Source organism: Saccharopolyspora montiporae, assembly GCF_015209505.1.
Lineage (GTDB): Bacteria > Actinomycetota > Actinomycetes > Mycobacteriales > Pseudonocardiaceae > Saccharopolyspora > Saccharopolyspora montiporae.
In genome coordinates this window covers 40570-60308 of the sequence record NZ_JADEYC010000042.1, presented here as the reverse complement: position 1 = coordinate 60308, position 19739 = coordinate 40570, and the positions used below count along the sequence as shown (strand labels likewise).

Annotated in this window: 19 protein-coding genes; 14 read left to right on the top strand and 5 right to left on the bottom strand. The window is 72.3% G+C overall.

Annotated features, from left to right (window positions below):
* Positions 1–132 precede the first annotated feature (132 nt).
* From IQ251_RS18590 to IQ251_RS18580, 3 genes are all read left to right on the top strand, one after another.
* A complete protein-coding gene (locus IQ251_RS18590) occupies positions 133–2910 on the top strand; it encodes a DEAD/DEAH box helicase (protein WP_193930143.1) in 2778 nt (925 codons plus the stop codon).
* Between the two features lie 99 nt (positions 2911–3009).
* Complete coding sequence (locus IQ251_RS18585; RefSeq protein ID WP_193930141.1) at positions 3010–3603, top strand: DUF4333 domain-containing protein; 594 nt, start codon at positions 3010–3012, stop codon at positions 3601–3603.
* A gap of 86 nt (positions 3604–3689) precedes the next feature.
* Positions 3690–4892 (top strand): GNAT family N-acetyltransferase, encoded by a 1203-nt coding sequence (locus IQ251_RS18580; protein ID WP_193930139.1) that lies wholly within the window; start codon positions 3690–3692, stop codon positions 4890–4892.
* 9 nt (positions 4893–4901) lie between these two features.
* Here IQ251_RS18580 and IQ251_RS18575 read toward each other — a convergent pair whose 3' ends face one another.
* Positions 4902–5282 (bottom strand): hypothetical protein, encoded by a 381-nt coding sequence (locus IQ251_RS18575; protein WP_193930138.1) that lies wholly within the window; start codon positions 5280–5282, stop codon positions 4902–4904.
* Positions 5283–5464: 182 nt separating this feature from the next.
* On the opposite strand from IQ251_RS18575, the gene IQ251_RS18570 reads away from it, so the two are divergent.
* On the top strand, positions 5465–6301 hold the full coding sequence (locus IQ251_RS18570; protein ID WP_193930136.1) for an MBL fold metallo-hydrolase: 837 nt from the start codon (positions 5465–5467) through the stop codon (positions 6299–6301).
* A 59-nt stretch (positions 6302–6360) separates the two neighbouring features.
* On the opposite strand, the gene IQ251_RS18565 is transcribed toward IQ251_RS18570, so the two are convergent.
* Positions 6361–7278 (bottom strand): 5'-3' exonuclease, encoded by a 918-nt coding sequence (locus tag IQ251_RS18565; protein ID WP_193930157.1) that lies wholly within the window; start codon positions 7276–7278, stop codon positions 6361–6363.
* Positions 7279–7458: 180 nt separating this feature from the next.
* Between IQ251_RS18565 and IQ251_RS18560 the strand changes: the two genes are divergently transcribed.
* Complete coding sequence (locus IQ251_RS18560) at positions 7459–8607, top strand: M24 family metallopeptidase (RefSeq protein ID WP_193930135.1); 1149 nt, start codon at positions 7459–7461, stop codon at positions 8605–8607.
* Positions 8604–9074, top strand: a complete 471-nt coding sequence (locus tag IQ251_RS18555) for an Lrp/AsnC family transcriptional regulator (protein WP_193930133.1) — start codon at positions 8604–8606, stop codon at positions 9072–9074. Before IQ251_RS18560 ends, IQ251_RS18555 begins: the two co-directional genes overlap by 4 nt.
* A gap of 123 nt (positions 9075–9197) precedes the next feature.
* Here IQ251_RS18555 and IQ251_RS18550 read toward each other — a convergent pair whose 3' ends face one another.
* Positions 9198–10265, bottom strand: coding sequence for a GDSL-type esterase/lipase family protein (locus IQ251_RS18550; RefSeq protein ID WP_193930131.1), 1068 nt, complete (start codon positions 10263–10265; stop codon positions 9198–9200).
* Between the two features lie 121 nt (positions 10266–10386).
* Here IQ251_RS18550 and IQ251_RS18545 point away from each other — a divergent pair, with 121 nt between their 5' ends.
* The 4 genes from IQ251_RS18545 (at position 10387) to IQ251_RS18530 (ending at position 15630) form a co-directional block, all read left to right on the top strand.
* Positions 10387–11040, top strand: coding sequence for an FxsA family protein (locus IQ251_RS18545; RefSeq protein ID WP_193930129.1), 654 nt, complete (start codon positions 10387–10389; stop codon positions 11038–11040).
* 132 nt (positions 11041–11172) lie between these two features.
* A complete protein-coding gene (locus IQ251_RS18540) occupies positions 11173–12792 on the top strand; it encodes an amidohydrolase (protein WP_193930128.1) in 1620 nt (539 codons plus the stop codon).
* Between the two features lie 446 nt (positions 12793–13238).
* Positions 13239–14765 carry an apolipoprotein N-acyltransferase gene (gene lnt, locus IQ251_RS18535; protein ID WP_193930126.1) on the top strand — a complete coding sequence of 509 codons (1527 nt, stop codon included), beginning with the start codon at positions 13239–13241 and terminating at the stop codon, positions 14763–14765.
* Between the two features lie 79 nt (positions 14766–14844).
* Complete coding sequence (locus tag IQ251_RS18530) at positions 14845–15630, top strand: polyprenol monophosphomannose synthase (RefSeq protein WP_193930124.1); 786 nt, start codon at positions 14845–14847, stop codon at positions 15628–15630.
* An 82-nt stretch (positions 15631–15712) separates the two neighbouring features.
* On the opposite strand, the gene IQ251_RS18525 is transcribed toward IQ251_RS18530, so the two are convergent.
* Positions 15713–16051: an RNA polymerase-binding protein RbpA gene (locus IQ251_RS18525; protein ID WP_193930122.1), complete on the bottom strand. Its 339-nt coding sequence runs from the start codon at positions 16049–16051 to the stop codon at positions 15713–15715.
* Positions 16052–16551: 500 nt separating this feature from the next.
* Between IQ251_RS18525 and IQ251_RS18520 the strand changes: the two genes are divergently transcribed.
* The 4 genes from IQ251_RS18520 to IQ251_RS18505 all read left to right on the top strand — a co-directional run bounded on the left by IQ251_RS18520 (position 16552) and on the right by IQ251_RS18505 (position 18736).
* Entirely contained in the window at positions 16552–16899 is a 348-nt protein-coding gene (locus IQ251_RS18520) for a hypothetical protein (protein ID WP_193930155.1), read from the top strand.
* A gap of 100 nt (positions 16900–16999) precedes the next feature.
* On the top strand, positions 17000–17656 hold the full coding sequence (locus IQ251_RS18515; RefSeq protein WP_193930120.1) for a VOC family protein: 657 nt from the start codon (positions 17000–17002) through the stop codon (positions 17654–17656).
* A gap of 51 nt (positions 17657–17707) precedes the next feature.
* The gene (locus tag IQ251_RS18510) at positions 17708–18328 is read left to right on the top strand and encodes a DedA family protein (RefSeq protein ID WP_370591498.1); all 621 of its coding nucleotides are present in this window, start codon (positions 17708–17710) and stop codon (positions 18326–18328) included.
* 144 nt (positions 18329–18472) lie between these two features.
* The gene (locus IQ251_RS18505; RefSeq protein ID WP_193930118.1) at positions 18473–18736 is read left to right on the top strand and encodes a GlsB/YeaQ/YmgE family stress response membrane protein; all 264 of its coding nucleotides are present in this window, start codon (positions 18473–18475) and stop codon (positions 18734–18736) included.
* A gap of 37 nt (positions 18737–18773) precedes the next feature.
* On the opposite strand, the gene IQ251_RS18500 is transcribed toward IQ251_RS18505, so the two are convergent.
* Positions 18774–19739, bottom strand: coding sequence for a tyrosine-type recombinase/integrase (locus tag IQ251_RS18500; RefSeq protein WP_193930117.1), 966 nt, complete (start codon positions 19737–19739; stop codon positions 18774–18776).

Genomic DNA, 19739 nt, shown 5'->3' with positions numbered 1-19739 from the left:
GCAGCGACGACGCGACCTGACCCCCGGGCGGGCCGGTCCCGCCGGGGGTCCGAGCCGGGGCCGCACGCGTCCGGAGCAGCCGGGTGCGCTGCGGGTGCGACGGGTCGGGGCCGGGTGTGAAAGTCTTGGGGGGTGGCTGAAAGCGGTTCCGACCCCGCAACGTCCTCGCCCGCGGAGGCGTACGCGGCGCATGCGCGACGCAACGCCCATCCGGAGCTGGCCGGGTTCGCGGGTGAGCTCGGGTTCGAGCTCGATCCCTTCCAACGCACTGCCTGCCAGGCCCTGGAATCGGGGCGCGGCGTACTGGTGTGCGCCCCCACCGGTGCGGGCAAGACCGTCGTCGGCGAGTTCGCCGTGCACCGGGCACTGGCCGCGGGGCGCAAGTGCTTCTACACCACGCCGATCAAGGCGCTGTCCAACCAGAAGTACGCCGACCTGTGCGAGCGCTACGGCAGCGACGCGGTCGGTCTGCTGACCGGGGATACCTCGCACAACGGTGACGCCCAGGTGGTCGTGATGACCACCGAGGTGCTGCGCAACATGCTCTACGCGGGCTCGCGCAGCCTTGACCAGCTCGGATTCGTGGTCATGGACGAGGTGCACTACCTCGCCGACCGGTTCCGCGGCGCGGTCTGGGAGGAAGTGATCCTGCACCTGCCCGAGCACGTGCAGCTGGCCAGCCTGTCGGCGACGGTCAGCAACGCCGAGGAGTTCGGCGAATGGCTGCAGGAGGTGCGCGGGGAGACGACCATCGTGGTCGACGAGCACCGGCCGGTTCCGCTCTGGCAACACATGCTCGTCGGCAGCCGGATGCACGACCTGTTCGGCGGGGAGACGGCGGGCCGCGAGCTCAAGATCAACCCCGAGCTCATGCGGCAGACCCAGCAGCTGCTGCGCTCGCACGCACCGCAACCGCGGCGCGGCGGTCCGGACGGCAAGCGCGCCAAAGGTCCGCGGCGGCCCAAGTTCCAGCCGCCGGCCCGGGCTGAGGTGCTCACCGGACTGGACGCGGCCGGTCTGCTTCCCGCGATCGTGTTCATCTTCAGCCGCGCGGGCTGCGACCAGGCCGTGGCCCAGTGCGTGCGCACCGGGCTGCGGCTGACCACCGAGGCAGAAGCCGCCCAGATCCGCGAGATCGCCGACGAGCACACCGCCGGGCTGCCCGAGAACGACCTCACCGTGCTCGGCTACTGGGAATGGCGCGATGGGCTGGAACGCGGCCTGGCCACCCACCACGCCGGCCTGCTGCCCGCGTTCAAGGAAACCGTCGAGGACCTGTTCGTCCGAGGCCTGGTCAAAGCCGTGTTCGCGACCGAGACGCTGGCGCTGGGCATCAACATGCCCGCGCGCACCGTGGTGCTGGAACGCCTGGTCAAGTTCAACGGCGAATCGCACGTCGACCTCACGCCGGGCGAGTACACCCAGCTCACCGGGCGCGCGGGTCGGCGCGGCATCGATGTGGAAGGGCACGCGGTCGTGCTCTGGCAGCCCGGTGTGGACCCCAAGCAGGTCGGTGGTCTGGCCTCCACCCGCACCTATCCGCTGCGCTCGTCGTTCCGGCCGGGCTACAACATGGCGGTCAACCTGGTGCACCGCGTCGGCAGGGAATCGGCGCGCGATCTGCTGGAGCAGTCGTTCGCCCAGTTCCAGGCCGACCGCTCGGTGGTGGGCATGTCCCGCCGCCTGGACCGCAACACCGCGGCTCTGGACGGCTACGCCGAGGCGATGCACTGCGACCGGGGCGATTTCCAGGAGTACTTCCAGCTGCGCAAGCGGATCTCCGACCGGGAGAAGTACCTGGCCCGGCAGAACAAGCAGTCCCGCCGCGTCGAAGCGGCGAAATCGCTGGAGAAGCTGCGCAAGGGCGACGTGATCGCGGTCCCGGCTGGCAGGAGGTCGGGCTTGGCGGTGGTCATCGACCCGGGCCTGGAACCGATGAGCGATCCGCGGCCGCTGGTGGTCACCGAGGACCGCTGGTCCGGACGGTTGTCGGTCGCCGACTTCACCTCGCCGGTGGAGTCGCTGGGCAAGATCAAACTGCCCAAGCACGTCGACACCCGCTCACCGAAGTCCCGCCGCGACCTCGCCTCCACGCTGCGCAACACCGGAATCCGCACTCCCGGTGGGCGCACGCGCCGGCGCTCGGACGCCACCGATGACGCGGAACTGGCCCAGCTGCGCAAGGCACTGCGCGCCCACCCCTGCCACGGGTGCGCCGAACGGGACCACCACGCGCGCTGGGCGGAGCGCTACGAGCGGCTCGTCGCGGAAACCGGTCAGCTGGAACGCAAGGTCGCCGCCACCACGCACTCGCTGGCCCGGTCCTTCGACCGGATCACCGCGCTGCTGGCCGAGCGCGACTACCTCGCCGAGCAGGATTCCGGTGCGACCGAGGTCACCGAGCACGGCCTGCGGCTGTCCCGGCTCTACAGCGAATCCGACCTGCTCACCGCCGAATGCCTGCGTGTCGGGGTCTGGCAGGACCTGGGGCCCGCCGAACTGGCCGCGGTGGTGTCCTCCCTCGTCTTCGAGTCGCGGCGGGACGGCCCGCTGGCGCCGCAAGTGCCCTCCGGGCAGGTCAGCGACGCGCTGGACGCGACCTGGCGGCTGTGGGGCGAGCTGGAGGACGACGAGCGCAGGCACAAGCTCGACCGCACCCGCGAACCCGATCCCGGGTTCGCCTGGCCGGTCTACCGATGGGCGCGCGGCGAATCCCTGGAGAAGGTGCTGACCACGGCTGCGAGCGCGGGGCAGGAGCTGTCCGCGGGCGACTTCGTGCGCTGGTGCAGGCAGGTCGTGGACCTGCTCGACCAGGTGCGGGTGGTCACCGGGCGCGATCCGGTGGGCTCGGCCGCGGCCAAGGCCGTCACCGCCATCCGCCGCGGCGTGGTCGCCGCCGGTGTGTCCTGACCGCGGCCCGATCGCCGACCGCGGGACCTCGCCGGTACCGGGTTGTGGTTTGATCGCTGCCGCGTCCGCGCGAACGAGTGAACCCACCCGGAGGTGGCGATGACCAATCCCCACGACCCCAGCGGTCGGTCCGGATGGGCGGCGCCGCCGTGGGCGGATCCGCAGTGGGGACGTCAGCAGGCCCCGGACTGGACGGGCCAGCAGGGGGCGGCTCCGGGCTGGGGCGCGCCACCGTGGAGTTCCGGAGCCCCGCACGGGGTGCAGCCCGCACCGCCCTGGCAGACCGGTGCCCCGTTCGGTGGTCCGCAGCCGCGCGGTGTGCCCGCCACGCACGGGTACGTCCCGGCGCAGGGCTTCGAACCCGTTCGGCGGCGCCCGCGCCCGCTGCCCTGGGTGCTGGCCGGAAGCGGAGTGCTGCTCGTGGTCGCTGGGGTACTGGTGACCGGGTTCGCCGTGCCCGGCTGGTTCGTGCGCACCGAGTTCGACGCGCGCGCCGTCGAGCAGGGGGTCGCCACCACCCTGCAGGATTCCTACGACATCGACGGGGTCGCGCGGGTGACCTGCCCGGACGGGCAGCAGGTCGTGCCCGCGCACCGGTTCGACTGCCGGATCGCCTCGGCCTCCGGGCCGGGCGTGGTGACGGTGACGGTCAAGGACGAGCACGGCGTCTACGAGGTCGGCCGCCCGAAGTAGGCCCGGTTGTCCCGGAGTGGGCCCGGTTGTCCCGGAGTGGGCCCGGTTGCGCTGCCCGTGCCGCGGTCGTCCCCGACCATCGGGATGTGAGCGAGCACGAGGTCCGGGCGCTGTCGCCGTCCGAATTCCGCCAGGCGCACGACCTGTTCCTGCGTGCCCTGCACCTGCCGCCGTCGACCGACGAGCGCTGGGTGCAGACCGCGACCCGGTTCGAGCAGGGCAGGGTGCTGGGCGCGTTCGCCCGGGGAGAGCTGTGCGGCACCGCCCGCTCCACGGCCGGTTCGCTGACCGTGCCCGGCGGCGAGACCATCGGTGCCGCCGAGGTCACCGGCGTCGCGGTGCGCGCCGACCGCACGCGGCGCGGGCTGCTCACCGCGTTGATGCGCAGGCAGCTGCACGGCGCGCGTGAACTCGGCGAACCGGTTGCGGTGCTGCGCGCCACCGAAGCCGTGATCTACGAGCGATTCGGCTACGGGGTCGCCACTCGGGCCCGGACGGTGGAGATCGACCGCCGACGCACGCGGATGCGGGATTCCGCTCCTGGTGGTGGCGAGGTGCGGATGGTCGTCCCGCAGGAATCCGCTGAGCTGTTCGACCGGATCTACCACCGCACCCGCACTGACCGGCCGGGTGCGGTCACCCGCAACGCGGCCTGGTGGCGGGGCCGGGAAGCGGTGCTCGGCGACCGCGCGCTCGCCGTGGTGCGCACCGCCGAGGACGGCACCGACGACGGTTTCGCGGTGTACGAACCCGGGAGCGGCGACGGTCTCGGTTGGGAGCACCAGCTGCGGGTGCACGATCTGCGGGCGGCGAGTCCGGCCGCCGCGGCCGATCTGTGGCGCTTCCTGCTCGGCATGGACCTGACCGGTCTGGTCACCGGGTATGGGCGTCCGCTGGACGAACCGCTGGAGTGGTGGCTGACCGACCGCCGCCAGTGCCGCACCCGGCAGGTCGGCGATGACCTGTGGCTGCGGTTGATCGATGTCGGTGCGGCGCTGCGGGCCCGCAGCTACCCGGCGGGCCTGTCGGTGGCCCTCGAAGTCGAGGACGCCTTCTTGCCGGACAATTCCGGCTGCTACCGGATCGGCGAGCATGGGGTTGAGCGCTGGACCGGGCCCGCTCAGCTGAGCCTGCCCGTGGAAGCGCTGGCGGCGCTCTACCTCGGTGATCAGGCGATGTCGGCGCTGGCCGCCGCGGGACGGGTCACGGTGTACGAGCCCGCGGCGATCCCGGTCGCCGACCGGTTGTTCGCCGCAGGCCAGGTTCCCTGGTGCGGCACCGACTTCTGAGCACCGCGATCAGTCGAGATCAACGCGCACCGGGTCGATCAACTGGGTGGCCAGCTTCCCGGCCGCCTCGTGGTGACCGATCATCGCGTCCGGCTCGGTGCCGTACTTGCGCCCGTGCAGCGGCCGGAACGGGTGGTGGTCCGGACCGAACACCATCGTCTCGAAGATCTGCGGCGGCCCGTCGCCGGGAGTGCGGGCCACCGCGCCGATCCAGACCGTGGTGATGCGGAACGTCCGGTGCGGGTCGGCGGCGTCCAGCAGCGAGGTGCGGCGGATGAACCGGTATCCGGGCTGGCGAGCGAGTTCGACGAAGCGTTCCGCGGAGATCGGGGTTCCCGCGCGGTCGTAGCGCTGCCAGAGGGATGCGTCGTCCGAGTCGGGTTCGTCCATGCCGGGTATGGTGCCCCGCCCGACCGCCGCCGTGACACGGACCTCATCCGGTGCGTCGGGTCGGCTCAGCGCGTTGGGCCGTTCATCGCAGGCCCAGCGTCGTCGTCCGCGAGGGCTCCTGTCCCGATCGGTGTCGGCGTAGCCTGGCCTGGGTGGACCTCTCCGCGCCCCAGGGAGCCTGAATGCGCGTCCAGCACCTCAACTGCGGCACGATGCGACCGCCGGGCGGCCGCCTGGTGAACCGGGAGGGCGGGCACGTCTCCGCGCGGATGGTGTGCCACTGCTTGCTGCTGGATACCGGTGCGGAGCTCGTGCTGGTCGACACCGGGCTCGGTGTGCCGGATGTGAGTACGCGGACCCGGGAACTGGGAACCGGCTGGCGGCGGCTCGTGCGTCCGGATCTGGATCCTGCCGAGACCGCGGCCGCGCAGGTGCGCCGGCTCGGTTACCGCACCGAGGACGTGCGCCATGTGGTGCTCACCCACCTCGACCGCGACCACGCCGGCGGCCTGCCCGATTTCCCGCACGCCCGGGTACACGTGCACGAGACCGAGCACGCCGCGATGCTCGACGACGTCGCCGCCAGGCGGTACCTGCCGCACCAGTTCGAGCACGGCCCGCAGTTCACCCCCGTCCCCGATCGCGCGGGCGAATCCTGGTTCGGGTTCCGGGCTGTGCGGGAGATTCCCGGCCTGCCCGAGGACGTGCTGCTGATCCCGCTGGCCGGGCACACCCGGGGGCACACCGGCGTGGCCGTGCGCACCGGGCAGGACTGGCTGCTGCACGCCGGGGACGCGTTCTTCGACCACCGCGAGATCGGCGTCCGCGACCGCTGCCCGCCCGGACTGCGGGTGTTCCGGTCGCTCATACAGGTGGACGGGGCGCAGCGCCGGGACAACCTGGACCGGCTACGCGATCTCGCGGTCGCGCAGCCGGATCGGGTCCGAGTGCTGTGCTCGCACGACGCGGCCCAGTTCGACGGGAAGCGCCCGGACGTCGTGGTGCGATCGGCGCCGTGATCGGGCGGCGTCATGCTCGGCGGCCTCCGGATCGGGTGGTGCGCGCCGGCAGCTGCGGGTCAGAGGGTGATCGCGCTGATCAGCCGGTCCAGGCTGCTGCCCAGACCCCACCGCTGCTGTAGCTGGGCCAAGCGTTCGCCGTCCAGCGGGGAGCGCGGCATCGGATCCGGGCGGTCGAGCACGACCGGCGCGTCCCGCGCGACGCGCACCACCGAGGGCGCGGCGGCCAGGTACCCGGCGGAGTCGGCGAGCGTGCCGCGCACCCGGGCGGTCAGTCGTTCGTCACCGGCATCGGCCGCCCGCAGCAGCTCCTCCAGCGATCCGAACTGCGTGATGAGCTTCGCGGCGGTCTTCTCACCGATGCCGGGAACTCCGGGAAGCCCGTCCGAAGGGTCACCGCGCAACACGGCCATGTCGGCGTAGTCGGCGCCCGCTCGATGCGCGCTGAGCCCGTACTTCGCGGCGAGCTCGTCCGGGCCGAAGTCCTGCGCCTTGGCCAGGCCGCCACCGACGTAGATCACCCGGACCGGCAGCGGGTCGGGGCGCACCAGCTGGAACAGGTCCCGGTCGCCGGTGACCACCTGCACCGGGTCGCGGTCTTCGCGGTCGGCCAGCGCGCCGATCACGTCATCGGCCTCGTAGCCCTCGGCCTCGGCCGTGGCGATGCCCGCTGCGTCCAGGATGTCGAGGATCACCGGGATCTGCGGCGACAGGGTGTCCGGCACGTCTTCGGCGGCCGAATCTTCCTCGGCGACCCGATGCGCCTTGTACGACGGAAGCGCCTCCACCCGGAACTGCGGCCGCCAGTCGTTGTCCAGGCAGGCCACCAACCGGTCGGGGCGGTGCTCGGTGATGAGTTTGGACAGCATGTCGCAGAAACCGCGCACGGAATTCACGGGCGTGCCGTCCGGTGCGGTGAGCGAGTCGGGCAGGGCGTAGTAGGAGCGGAACCACAGCCCGGCCGAGTCCACGAGCATCACAGGAGCAGCAGTCACGCCGGTCAGACTGTCACGCCGACCACCGCCGCGCGCAACGCGGGCGCTGGCGGTGGTCGGCACCGCGCGCGGCGGTGCCCGGCCGAGGCCGCGGACCGGCCGAGCAGGTGGGTCGGTCGGGGATGTGGGGTCGCGCCCGATTCCCGCGACTAGGCTTGGGGCATGGCCACGGTCTCGACGAAGCAGGACCCCTCCGTATTCGGTGCGCGGCTCGGGCGCGCGCGCAGGGCGGCGGCGCAGGCGGGTTCGGATGCGCTGCTGATCACTCCCGGTTCCGATCTGCGCTACCTGATCGGGGTGGGCGGGGAATCGCACGAACGACTCACCTGCCTGGTCCTGCCCGCCGAGCCGGAGGCGGAGCCGGCGCTGGTGGTGCCCAAGCTGGAGGAACCCGGGTTGGCGGGGGTTCCGCTGGCGGAACTGGGGGTCCACGTCGTGACGTGGGTCGACGGGCAGGATCCGCACGCGCTGGTGACCGAACTGCTGGCCCGTGGCGGTGCGCGGCCCGCGCGGATCGCCGTGGCCGACGGCATGCCCGCCCTGCACGCGATCCCGCTGCGCGACGCGCTGCCCGGGGCCGAGCAGGTGCTCGCCGGGCCGATCCTGCGCGAGCTGCGGATGCGCAAGGACACCGCCGAGATCGAGTCCTTGCGCGCCGCCGGTGCCGCGATCGACCGGGTGCATGCCCGGATGGCCGAGTTCCTCGCGGTCGGCCGGACCGAGGCGCAGGTGGGTGCCGACATCACCGAGGCCATCCTCGCCGAGGGGCATGTCGAGGCCGCGTTCGTCATCGTCGGATCCGGGCCCAACGGGGCCAGCCCGCACCACGACGTGTCCGACCGGGTGATCGAGCGCGGGGACGTGGTCGTCGTGGATATCGGCGGCCCGATGGCCGACGGGTACAACTCGGACTGCACTCGCACCTACGTGCTGGGCGAACCGGCGCCTGAGGTGCGCGATACCTACGCGGTGCTCCAGCAGGCGCAGCGGGATGCGGTGCAGGCGGTGCGGCCGGGCGTCACCGCGGAGTCGGTGGACGCCGCCGCGCGCGGACCGATCGGGCACGCCGGTTTCGGCGCGCAATTCGTGCACCGCACCGGGCACGGGATCGGACTGGACGTGCACGAGGAGCCTTACGTCGTGGGTGGGAACCCGGCGGTGCTGGAACCGGGCATGGTCTTCAGCGTCGAACCGGGCATCTACCAGGAGGGGGCCTGGGGCGCGCGGATCGAGGACATCGTCGTGGTCACCGACACCGGGGTGGAGACGTTGAACAACCGGCCGCACGAGCTGGCGGTGCTGCCGGTATGAGCGACCGCTCGGGATCCGCCGGTGAGCTGGAAGCCACTGACCGGGCGATCATGCGCGAGCTGGCCAACGACGGCCGGTGCAGTTTCACGGACCTGGCCGAACGGGTCGGGCTGAGCGTGTCCGCGGTGCACCAGCGGGTGCGCCGCCTGGAGCAGCGCGGTGCCGTGCAGGGTTATGTGGCCAAAGTGGATGGTGAGCAGATCGGCCTGCCGCTGACGGCGTTCATCTCGCTGACGCCGATCGATCCGGCCGCTCCGGATGATTACCCGCAGCGCCTGGAGCACCTCTCGGAGATCGAGTCCTGCTACTCGGTGGCCGGCGACGAGTCCTACATCCTGCAGGTCCGGGTCCCCTCGCCGCTGGGACTGGAGGAGTTGTTGCGCAAGATCCGCGAAGCGGCGAAGGTCTCCACACGCACGACGGTTGTGCTGTCCACTCCGTACGAGAACCGACCGCCTGCGATCTGAGCGGACCGCGAGGTCCACCGTCCGAGCTCGGAAGGAACATCGGGTCCGGGGTCTCGTTCCACGGGCGGTAGTAGTTCCCGGCGCCGCCAGACGCGGTACCGGAACCCCGGTACCGCGCGGTCGTCAGCGGGACGCCGCGGGTTCCGGAACGGCGCGCAGCTGACCGCGGTCGTCCGGCAGGCACACGGCATTGCGCAGATCGCTGCGGACGAAGTCGTCCAGGCAGCCGGCCAGATGCTTGTGCCCGGCGGCGTTGGCGTGGAACGACTCCTGCATGGCGTGCCCGGCGCGCTGCTCGTCCTGCAGGCTCTCCCAGTCCACGGTCAGTCGGGTGAACCACTCGCCGTCGGCCTGCTGCGGATCCCCGCTGCACGCCTCGTGCCCGATCGCCGCCTTCGAGAGGTCCAGGAAACGAGCGCCGCTGGCCTGCGCGACGTCCCGCAGGCCGGCGGATAGCTCCGGTACGCCCTCGTCCCGGAGCCAGCGCAGGTCGCTGGTGCGGAACGGGCAGCCGGAGAGGTTCTGCAGCTGCGGATCGATGTCCGGGCCCACCGGCGAGGCGTAGGACTGCATGATCAACGAGTAGCTGCCCGGGGTGTAGCCGACGTCGTTCATCGCCGTGCGGATGTCGTCGATGACCCCGAGCACCTTGGGCTTCATCGCCTCCACGCGTTCCGGCCACGCGGACTTGATGCGGTCGGCGCAGCCCCGCTCGCCCTGGCGCGCCCACGCCTCCACGCAGCGGTTGACGACGTCGGTGAAGCCCGGATCGTCGTTGGCCCCCACCTGGACCACGACGTCGGTGATCCGGTAGCGCTGTGCGGCCTCGGCCAACTGCTCGGTCTGTGAGCCCTCGGCGTGCTTGGCCTTCGGGTTCGCGCCCACCACATCGGTCTTGGCGCCCGAGCAGGCGAGGTTGATCGGCGTCACGCCCTCGTCGAGCGACAGCTGGTGCACGACGGCCTCCGGCGAGCGGTGGCACCAGTTGCCGTTCTGCCCGTCGGTCTCCGGCTCGTAGTCGCCGCCGCCTTCGCCGGACAGCGTGCTGTCGCCGATGGTGACCACGGCCGGCGGCAGCTGTTTGGGCTGCATCGGCAGCCCGGGCAGGTACTGGTCGCTCATCAGCAGAGCGAGCGCCAGTACGCTCCCGGTGACCAGGAAGATGAGTGGTTTCGACTTGAGCGCCCGCATCAGGTAGAAGTCTATGGGGCACGGACGCGATCGGTTTCATCACCTCTGGGTATTTCGGGAGCAAAAACCGGGCCCGATGCGTTGAACCGGACGAGTACCACCAACAGGAGGGTTCCCGCCGTTGCCGTTGCTGCCCCTGCTTCTCGTCGCGGCCGTCGTCGAGATCGGCGTGCTCGTCCTGGTCGGCCAGCTGATCGGAGTGCTGCCCACCCTGCTGTTGGTGCTGGGCACGGCACTGCTGGGCTCCTGGCTGCTGCGCCGCGAAGGCCGTCGCACGCTGGAGGAGTTCCGCACGGCGGCGATGCAGCGCACACCTCCGGAACGCGAGCTCTCCGACGGGGTGCTCGTTGCCGGGGCAGCGCTGCTCATCATCGTGCCGGGCTTCGTCACCGATCTCGCCGGCCTCGTCCTGCTGCTGCCCCCGGTACGCGCTGCGGCCCGCAAGCGGATGGCGCGCGCTGCCGAGCGCCGCTCGCAGCGATTGCAGGAGCAGATGCGGAGGCACGCCGAGCAGATGCAGGCACACCCCGGGATGGCGGGCATGTGGGGTGCTCAGGGTCCGGGTGCTCAGGGTTCGGGTGGTCGGCGTCCGGGTGGTGCGACGGGTTCCGGGCGTGGCCGGGCTCCGGGGAGCTCGGGCGGTTCGGACGATGTGATCGACGGCGAAGTGGTGTCGGTCACCGAGGACGACGAGACCGCCGATCCGGGCCAGCAGTCCATCCGGCCGGGGCGGTCCGAGCAGGCCGACGGACGGGACGACCAGCAGCGGGGCTAGTCGGGTCGGCGTGGCGTCGGCGATCTTTGCGCTCCGGGTAAGCTCGCGAGAACGATCGTGGCTGGGTGCATGACCCCTCGGCCGACCGCGAACTGCGCAGTTGAACACCCGGAACAGGGAATTACGAAGGACATGTCGGACACCACGTTGTTGCTCGGCGGGCGCATCCACTCGCCCGTCGATGCCGACGCCACCGCGATGGCCGTTACCGATGGCACCGTTGCGTGGGTCGGCAGCGACAAGGTTGGCCGCGCGCTGCATCCGGACGCGGAGGTCGTCGACCTCGACGGTGCGTTCGTCGCGCCTGCCTTCGTCGACGCGCACGTGCACGCGACCTCCACCGGGTTGCTGCTCAACGGTCTCGACCTGACCGGCTGCGCGTCCCTGACCGAGTTCTTGCACGCCCTGCGCGATCACGTGGAGGAATACCCGGGCACACTCGTCTGGGGACACGGGTGGGACGAGACCTGGTGGCCGGAGCGCCGCCCACCGACCCGGGCCGAGATCGACCGCGCTTCCGGAGGCGCGGCGGTCTACCTGTCGCGGATCGATGTCCACTCGGCGTTGGTGTCCACTGCTCTGGTGCGTCAAGCGCCGCTGGCGCCCGGCGCGGAGGGCTGGAGCGACGAGGGCCCGCTGACGCGCGTCGCCCACCACCACGTGCGCCGGGCCGCCCGCGAGTCGCTCGGTGCGGATCAGCGCCGCGAAGCCCAGCTCGCCTTCCTGCGGCACGCGGCCTCGCAAGGCATCGCCTGCGTGCACGAGTGCGCGGGTCCGGACATCTCCGGCGTCGACGACTTCAAGGATCTGCTGGCACTGTCGGCGCGCGGCGAATTGCCCGAGGTGATCGGGTACTGGGGCGAGCTCGGTGCGGTGGACCGCGCCGCCGAACTGGGGGCCCGCGGCCTGGCCGGAGATCTGTTCGTCGACGGTGCCGTCGGCTCGCGCACCGCGGCGCTGCGTCAGCCCTACGCCGACGATCCGTCGACGGCCGGGGTGCTCTACCTGGATGCGCGGGCCGTGGCCGAGCACCTCGTGCAGTGCACGCGGGCAGGTGTGCAGGCCGGGTTCCACGTGATCGGCGATGCCGGGGTCTCCGAGGTGTGCGAAGGCTTCCGGCAAGCGGCCAAGACGGTCGGCGCGCCCGCGCTGGCCGTGCTGCGCCACCGGCTGGAACACCTGGAGATGATCGACGACGAGCAGGCCGCGGAACTCGGCGCCTACGGGGTGGTCGCCTCCGGTCAACCGGCGTTCGACGCGGCCTGGGGCGGCCGCCGCGACATGTACGCCCAGCGGTTGGGCACTCGGCGGGGCAGCCGGCTCAACCCGTTCGCCAAGTTGGCCGCCAACGGTGTGCTGCTCGCGTTCGGCTCGGATGCGCCGGTGACGCACGTCGACCCGTGGAGTTCGGTTCGTGCGGCGGTGCACCACCGCACGGAGGGGTTCGGGATCTCGCCCCGGGCGGCGTTCGCCGCGCACACCCGTGGTGGGTGGCGGGCGGCGGGCGTGGACGACGGCGTCACCGGGACCCTGGTGCCGGGAGCCCCGGCCACGTACGCGGTGTGGGACGCGGGTGAGCTGGTCGTGGCGGCCCCGGATTCGCGGGTGCAGCGCTGGTCGACCGATCCGCGCGCCGGGATCCCGCCGCTGCCCGACCTCTCGCCCGAGGCTCGGCTGCCGCGGTGCCTGCACACCGTGCTGCGCGGCCGGACCCTGTTCAAGCGTGACCCCGAGGACGACGACATCGTGTGAGCGGCGCCGTTCCGGACGGCCCGCCCGCTGCGGTCGGATACCGCGTCCGGAAGCGGTCGGTGGCGTTCCCGGTCGAACGGGTGCGGGTCGAACGGGTGCCGGGGACGTGGGTGCTGGGGACGTGGGTGCTGGGGGAGCCGGTACGGGGCGAGTGGGGAGCATGGACTCCACGATCCACGCTCGAACAGCCGTTCGCATCACTCGAAGCGGTGGGATCACCGGGACTCCGCTGCCCGCCCGAGCGGTGTGCGCCGCGCCGCCCGCAACGGCCGACAGCACGGGTCGCGGCGTACATTTGTGCGGTGCGCCCCGCAGCGGGTCGGCGTCCGCCCGCGCACCCGGAGGAGTAAGTCCGCACCGGTCCGCACCGGTGCGCAGCAGGCGAAAAGGTTGATCGGGTGGTTGTCCCCGCTACGAGTCCGCACCGCTCCCGCGACGGAGCAGCCGTGCGGACGCGTCGTTTCCGACTGCGGCAACTGCTGGTCCCGGCGGCCGTGGCAACCGCGGGCTTCGCCCTGTACGCGGCGTCGCCGCCGCGCCCGGCGTGGTGGGTGGCGCCCCTGGCGTTCGCGGTGCTGGCGGCTGCGGTACGCGGACGTCGGATGCGCACGGGATTCGGCCTGGGCACGCTGTTCGGCCTGGCGTTCCTGCTCCCGCTGCTCGGGTGGCTGCAGGACTTCCTCGGTGCGGACTTCGGCCCGTGGCCCTGGCTGGGTGTCGCCGCGGTCCAGGCGCTGTTCGTCGGCGCAGCGGGTGCCGGGATGGCGCTGGTCGGCCGGCTGCGTGCCGCTCCGGCGTGGACGGCGGTCGTGTTCGTGGCCGTCGAGTCGCTGCGCTCCGCGGTGCCGTTCGGCGGATTCCCCTGGGGGAGACTGGCGTTCACCCAGGCGAACGGGCTGTTCCTGCCGCTGGCCTCGCTGGGCGGTGCGGTGGCCGTCGGCCTCGCCGTCGCGCTGACCGGTTCCGGACTCGCCGAGCTCGGCTGGCGGCTGCGGGAGGGCTCGCGCAGCCCGCGCGCGTGGGCAGGCCCACTGGTTGCCGTCCTGGCCCCGGTCGCGCTGGGCGCGGCCGTGCTGCCTTCGCTGGACAACGCACCCGGCCCCGAGGGCACCGCCCGCGTGGCTGCGGTCCAGGGCAACGCACCGAATCTGGGGCTCGGCCTGCTCAGCGAGGACGCGGTGCTGCGGGAGAACCACCTGCGCGGTGCCGAACGGCTCGCCGAGGACGTGCAGGCCGGTGCCGTGCCCCGCCCTGATCTGGTGGTGCTGCCCGAGCAGGTCGGCAGCTGGGGCCCGGACCGCAGCGATCCGGGGCTGTCCCGCGTCGCCGAGCGCCTGGGGGTCCCGTTGGCGGTGGGCGGGCTGAGCCTGGATCCGGACGGCCAGCTGCGCAATCGGGTCTTCGAGTGGCAGGCCGACACCGGGGCCGGGCAGCAGTACACCAAGCAGCACCTGGTGCCGTTCGCGGAGACGATCCCGATGCGCCCGGTAGCCCGCCTGGTCAGCCCGTTCGTGGACCGCTTCCAGCAGGACATGGTCGCCGCCGACGAGCCGGGGGTGCTCGACATCGGGCCGGTGCGGCTCGGCATCGGCATCTGCTACGACGTCGCCTACGACGACGTGTTCACCGGGGCGGTGCGCGAGGGGGCCACCCTGCTCACCGTGCCGACGAACAACGCCTGGTACGGGCACTCGGAGATGAGCCACCAGCAGCTGGCCATGTCCCAGCTGCGCGCGGTCGAGCACGGTCGAGCCGTGGTGGTCTCGGCGACCAGCGGTGTCAGCGCCGTGGTGCAGCCGGACGGGACGGTGGTGCAGAGCACGGACCTGTTCACCGAGCAGAACCTGATCGCCGACGTCCCGCTGCGCTCGTCCACCACACCGGCCACCTGGCTGGGCGGGGTCCCGATGTGGGCCGTTGCCCTGGCCGCGGCCGGTGCGGTCGTCGTGGCCGCGCGGCGGGGACGCGGCTGAGCGGGCACGCGCAACGGGAAGCCGCAGGTGCGGCCGGATATCGCCGGTGCAGCCGCCGGCTGGGAGGAAGCGGAAACGGATGGCCAACGGGCGGGGCGCTTCGGCGGGAGCGGATTCGGTCCTGGTGGTGGTGCCCACCTACGACGAGCGGGAGAACCTGGAACCGGTTCTGCGGCGGGTGCTCACCGCCGTCCCCGAGGCGCACGTGCTGGTGGTCGATGACGACAGCCCGGACGGGACCGGGGACCTGGCCGACGAGCTCGCCGCGGCCGACGCCCGGGTGCACGTGCTGCACCGAACGGACAAGGCGGGGCTCGGCGCCGCGTACGTGGCCGGGTTCGAATGGGCCATGCGGCGCGGTTATGACGTGCTGGTGGAAATGGACGCCGACGGCTCGCACGCCCCCGAGGATCTGCCCAGGTTGCTCGGCGCACTGGGCGAGGGGAGCGACCCGCCGCACGTGGTGGTCGGCAGCAGGTACGTGCCGGGCGGCCGGGTGGTGAACTGGCCGTGGCATCGCCAGATGCTGTCCCGCGGTGCCAACGTCTACTCGAAGGTCGCACTCGGCGTGCCGGTCAACGACATCACGGCCGGCTTCCGCGTCTACCGCGCCGACGTGTTGGCGGCGCTGAACCTGGACAGCATCGCCTCGCAGGGCTACTGCTTCCAGGTCGACCTCACCTGGCGGGCCGTGGAAGCCGGCTACACCGTGGTGGAGCTCCCGATCACCTTCGTCGACCGGGAAGCGGGGGAGTCCAAGATGAGCGGGTCGATCGTGCGCGAAGCGCTGGTGCGGGTGACCAAGTGGGGTGTGCGCCGCCGCGGCAACCAGGCGTGGCACGCGGTCCGCTCGGTCCTGCGCTGACCGAACCGGTCCCGGACGTGCGAAGCGCCCGGCCCCGCGACGGGACCGGGCGCTTCGATCGGAATCCTGCTGAGCGGGGTGCTCAGCCGCCGCGGCGGGCGCGCAGCATGTCGAGCCGCTCGTTGAGCAGCTCTTCGAGCTCCGGAACGGTGCGCCGCTCCAGCAGCATGTCCCAGTGGGTGCGCGGAGGCTTGGCCTTCTTCTGCTCCGGTTCGTTCCCGTCGATGATCTTCGACTCCGTGCCGTGCAGGCGGCATTCCCAGTTCGGCGGCACCTCGGCATCGTCGGAGAACGGGACCTCGAATTCGTGGCCCTTCGGGCAGGCATAGCGCACCGTCCGGCGCGGTGCGAGGTCGTGGTTGCGGTCCGTCTCGTAGCTCACCGCTCCGAGCCGGCTGCCACGCAGAACGCGGTCGGCCATGACGGTTCCTTTCACTTCGGCCCGGTCCCGAGCCCGGGCGGTTGTGCTCACCGTGTGCAACGACGGCAGGGGTGCCGTGTGTTCCCGGTGTCGTACTCCTGGTGGCCAGCCGTGACGTTGTTCACCGACCGGCCGGTGTTTCCCCTCCAGGGATGCGCACCGGGCGGGTTCATGACGGAACCGACCCGCGTGCGAACCCAAGGTGCGTTCGAACGGGTGATAGTGCCAGACGCTCCGTCACCCAGGTCAACTCGGTCTCCTCCCGGATGGCGAGTGGGACGGAGATCGCTGGTCGGTGTGCGGCACCATGCCGTCCGGCGGATCGCCGCTTCCCGGCGCCCTCCGGGATCGCGGATCCCCGGAGGTCCCGGGGGCGGAGTGTACCGGCATATTCCGGCTATGTCGGGCCCGCCGAGCGGGTGCGTCGATCCGCCCACACCGCCGGACCGGATCCTCGCCTGCGGTGGCGGCCCCCTGCGCTAGCGTGATCAACCGTGGAGATCCCGCAGAGCCCGACCGGACGTCCGCGACGGGTCCGGTACTGCGCGTGGTGCGGCCGTCGCGTCCCGGAAACCGGCAGACAGGGCAGGCCCCGGTTGTACTGCGCCCAGTCCTGCAGGCAGCGCGCCTACGAGCGCCGCACCAGCGTGCACCGCGGCGGACTTCCGGAGGACGCCGTGGTGCTGTCGGCAGCCGAGCTGGCCGACCTGCAGGACCGGTTGTTCCAGCTGCGCTGCGCGGCCGAGGACGTGGTCACCGCCGTGGACGACGCCACCGACCCGACCGATGTGCGCAAACTCGCCCACCAGGTGGTGCAGGTCGCTGCGGAGCTGGAACGGCTGCGGTGAGCGCCGACGGGCCTTGTGGCCGGGTCCGCCCTTGAGCAGGATGGAGCGCGGTCGCAACGAGACCGGTCCGCACGGACCGGCGAGTCGGGGATAGGGGAACGTGTCGCCAGGAGTGGTGGCCCGCGGGCTGCGTCGTGCCGAACTCATCAGCGACCGGCCCGCCCGGTCCGCGCAGTTCTGCCGGGACCTGCTCGGCTGGCACACCGAACCGTCCGTCGGCGGCATCGACTGCTGGGTGGGGGCTCGCTGTTGCGCACGCATCCTCGCCGGGCGCAGTGGGCAGCCGTGCGGATGGCGGCCGGTCCTGGCCGGCGCGTCGCATCACGGCACGCTCAACGGTCCGGACGGCACTGAGGCCGCCCTCGCCGCCGGCCGCGCCCAGCACGGACCGCGCGCGCCCGCACCGCGTGCCGGCGAGCCCTGCTGGATCGATCTTTTCACCAGCGACGATGTGCGTGCCGACCGGTTCTGGGCCGGCACCCTTGGCTGGGACGTCGTCGCCCATCCCGGCGCCGAATACCTGGCCGACGGGCGGCCCATCTCGTCCCGCACGGCCCAGCGGTGCCCGGGAGCCGAGCGGGGATGGTTGTGCTACTTCGCGGTGGACGACGTCCCCGCGGCGGCCGACCACGCAGGCGGGCTCGGCGCCGACACCGCCACCCGCGAGCACCCGGTACTGGGCAGCACCACGCTGGTCACCGGCCCGGAAGGGGGCACGTTCGGTGTCGCCGCGCTGCCCGGCGGCTGGGGCGGCTGACCAACGCCCAACCGCCCGGCCGCGCACCGGCCACCGCCCTACGCTGCCGGTGTGCACCTCCCGGCCCGGGTGGCAGCGCTGGCGGTGCTGATCACCCCGCTGCAGCTGCTGGACCGCTTCGGCTACCTCGCCATCGGGGGACTCGTGCTCGTCGAGGGATTCGGCGTTCCGGCCCCGGGCGAAACGGTGCTCGTCGCGGGGGCCCTGTCCGCCGGTGCGGGGCGGCTCGACGTGCTGGCGGTCGGAGCCGTGGCGCTGCTCGGCGCGGTCTGCGGCGACAGCATCGGCTACGCCCTCGGCAGGTTCGGCGGGCGCAGGCTCGCGCTGCACTACGGGCGCTACCTCGGTCTCACCCACCCGCGGCTGGCCCGGGTGGAGCGGGTGTTCGAACGGCACGGTGGCGGCATCGTCGCCGTGGCCCGGTTCGTGGAGGGCCTGCGCCAGTTCAACGGGATCGTCGCCGGTGCCTCCGGGATGCGCTGGTGGCGCTTCCTGGCGTTCAACGCGTTGGGCGCGCTGCTGTGGGTGTCCACCTGGACCGCGCTGGGCTACCTGCTCGGTCCTGCGGTGGCCGACTGGTACCACGCCGTCCGCGGGTACTGGCCCTGGGCGCTGGCCGTACTCGCCGCGGCGGTGGTGGTCGCCGTGCTCGTGCACCGGCGCGGGCGGTGACCGGGCGCCGACGCTCCGCGGCGCTGACCGGCGAATCCTGTCCGCGCGTGCCGCGCGCCGCCTCCGCCGGTGGCCTCGATGCATGAAAACTCCGCGCTGCGGTAATGCGTGAGGGGACGGCAAGATCGAGACACGGAGGCACGCATGGGCATCCTCACCTGGATCGTCTTCGGCCTGATCGCAGGCGCGGTGGCGAAGTTCATCCTTCCGGGCCGGGACCCGGGCGGCATCATCGTCACGATCCTGATCGGGATCGGCGGCGGGCTGCTCGGCGGGTGGATCGGCACCACGTTCGTCGGCAGCCAGGGGGTGACCGGATTCAACCTGGGCAGCTTCATCTGGGCGGTGGTCGGATCGATCGTGCTGCTGCTGGTATACCGGTTGGTCTTCCACCGCGCACGCAGCTGAGGCCGGGCCGGACCGGGGCGACCCCCGGTCCGGCCGGTCAGCGCTCGGAGATCTCGCCCAGCACCTGCAACGTCCGGTTCGCCCGCACCGACAACCGCTGCTCGCGGGCCGTGACGTCGATGTAGGTCTGGCTGGAGTTGATCGAGGCGTGCCCGAGCAGCTTGGCGATCTCGGCCGCGTTGGCCCCGTCCTCGGCCAGCCTCGTGGCGAACGTGTGCCGCAGCGCGTGCACCATCGCGCCGGGCTGCACCCGGTCGGACACCCCGGCCGCGCGCAGCGACCGGCGCACCAGGTATTGCAGGCCACCGCGACGCAGCGCCCGGTCGCGGTGGTCGACGAACAGCGGTTCTTCGCCGGGAAGCCGATCGCCGAACCGCTCCCGCCGGGTGCGCAGGTAGTCCTGGAGCACCGCGTCGAGGGCGTCCTCGATGGGGATCGAGCGGTTGCGCCCGCCCTTGCCGCTCACGTGCAGTCGCCGGTCCCCGGTCCGGCCCGCGAGGGCGGCCACCGTCAGGTCCAGCAGTTCGGCCGACCGCACCCCGGTGCACAGCAGCGTCGAGAGCACGGCCAGGTCCCGCTCCGGCCACGGGTTGCGCGCGCGCCGGGCCCCGCTCGCCACCAGACGCAGCAGCCGCTCTGGTGCGTCCTCGCCCTGCAGCGGTTTGGGGGTGGCGGGCGCGTTGCGCGGTTTGGGCACCACCTGCATCGGGTTGCCGGGCACCGCGCCCTCGACCACCAGGAATCCGAAGAACCCGTTCCACGTCGACCAAGCCCGGGTGACCGTGGCCGCCGAACGCGACGCGGCGAACCGGGCGAACGCCGAGCGCAGCAGTTGCGCGGTAACCCGGTCCACCGGTATTTCGGCGGCGTCGGCACCGGTGAGCTCGGTGAGCTCGGCGGTGACCGAGTCCAGATCGCGGCGGTAGGCCCGCAGCGAATTCGCCGCGAGCTTGCGAGCCTGCAGGTGCTCCAGGTACGTCTCCGTCAGCCGCGCCAGGTCCAC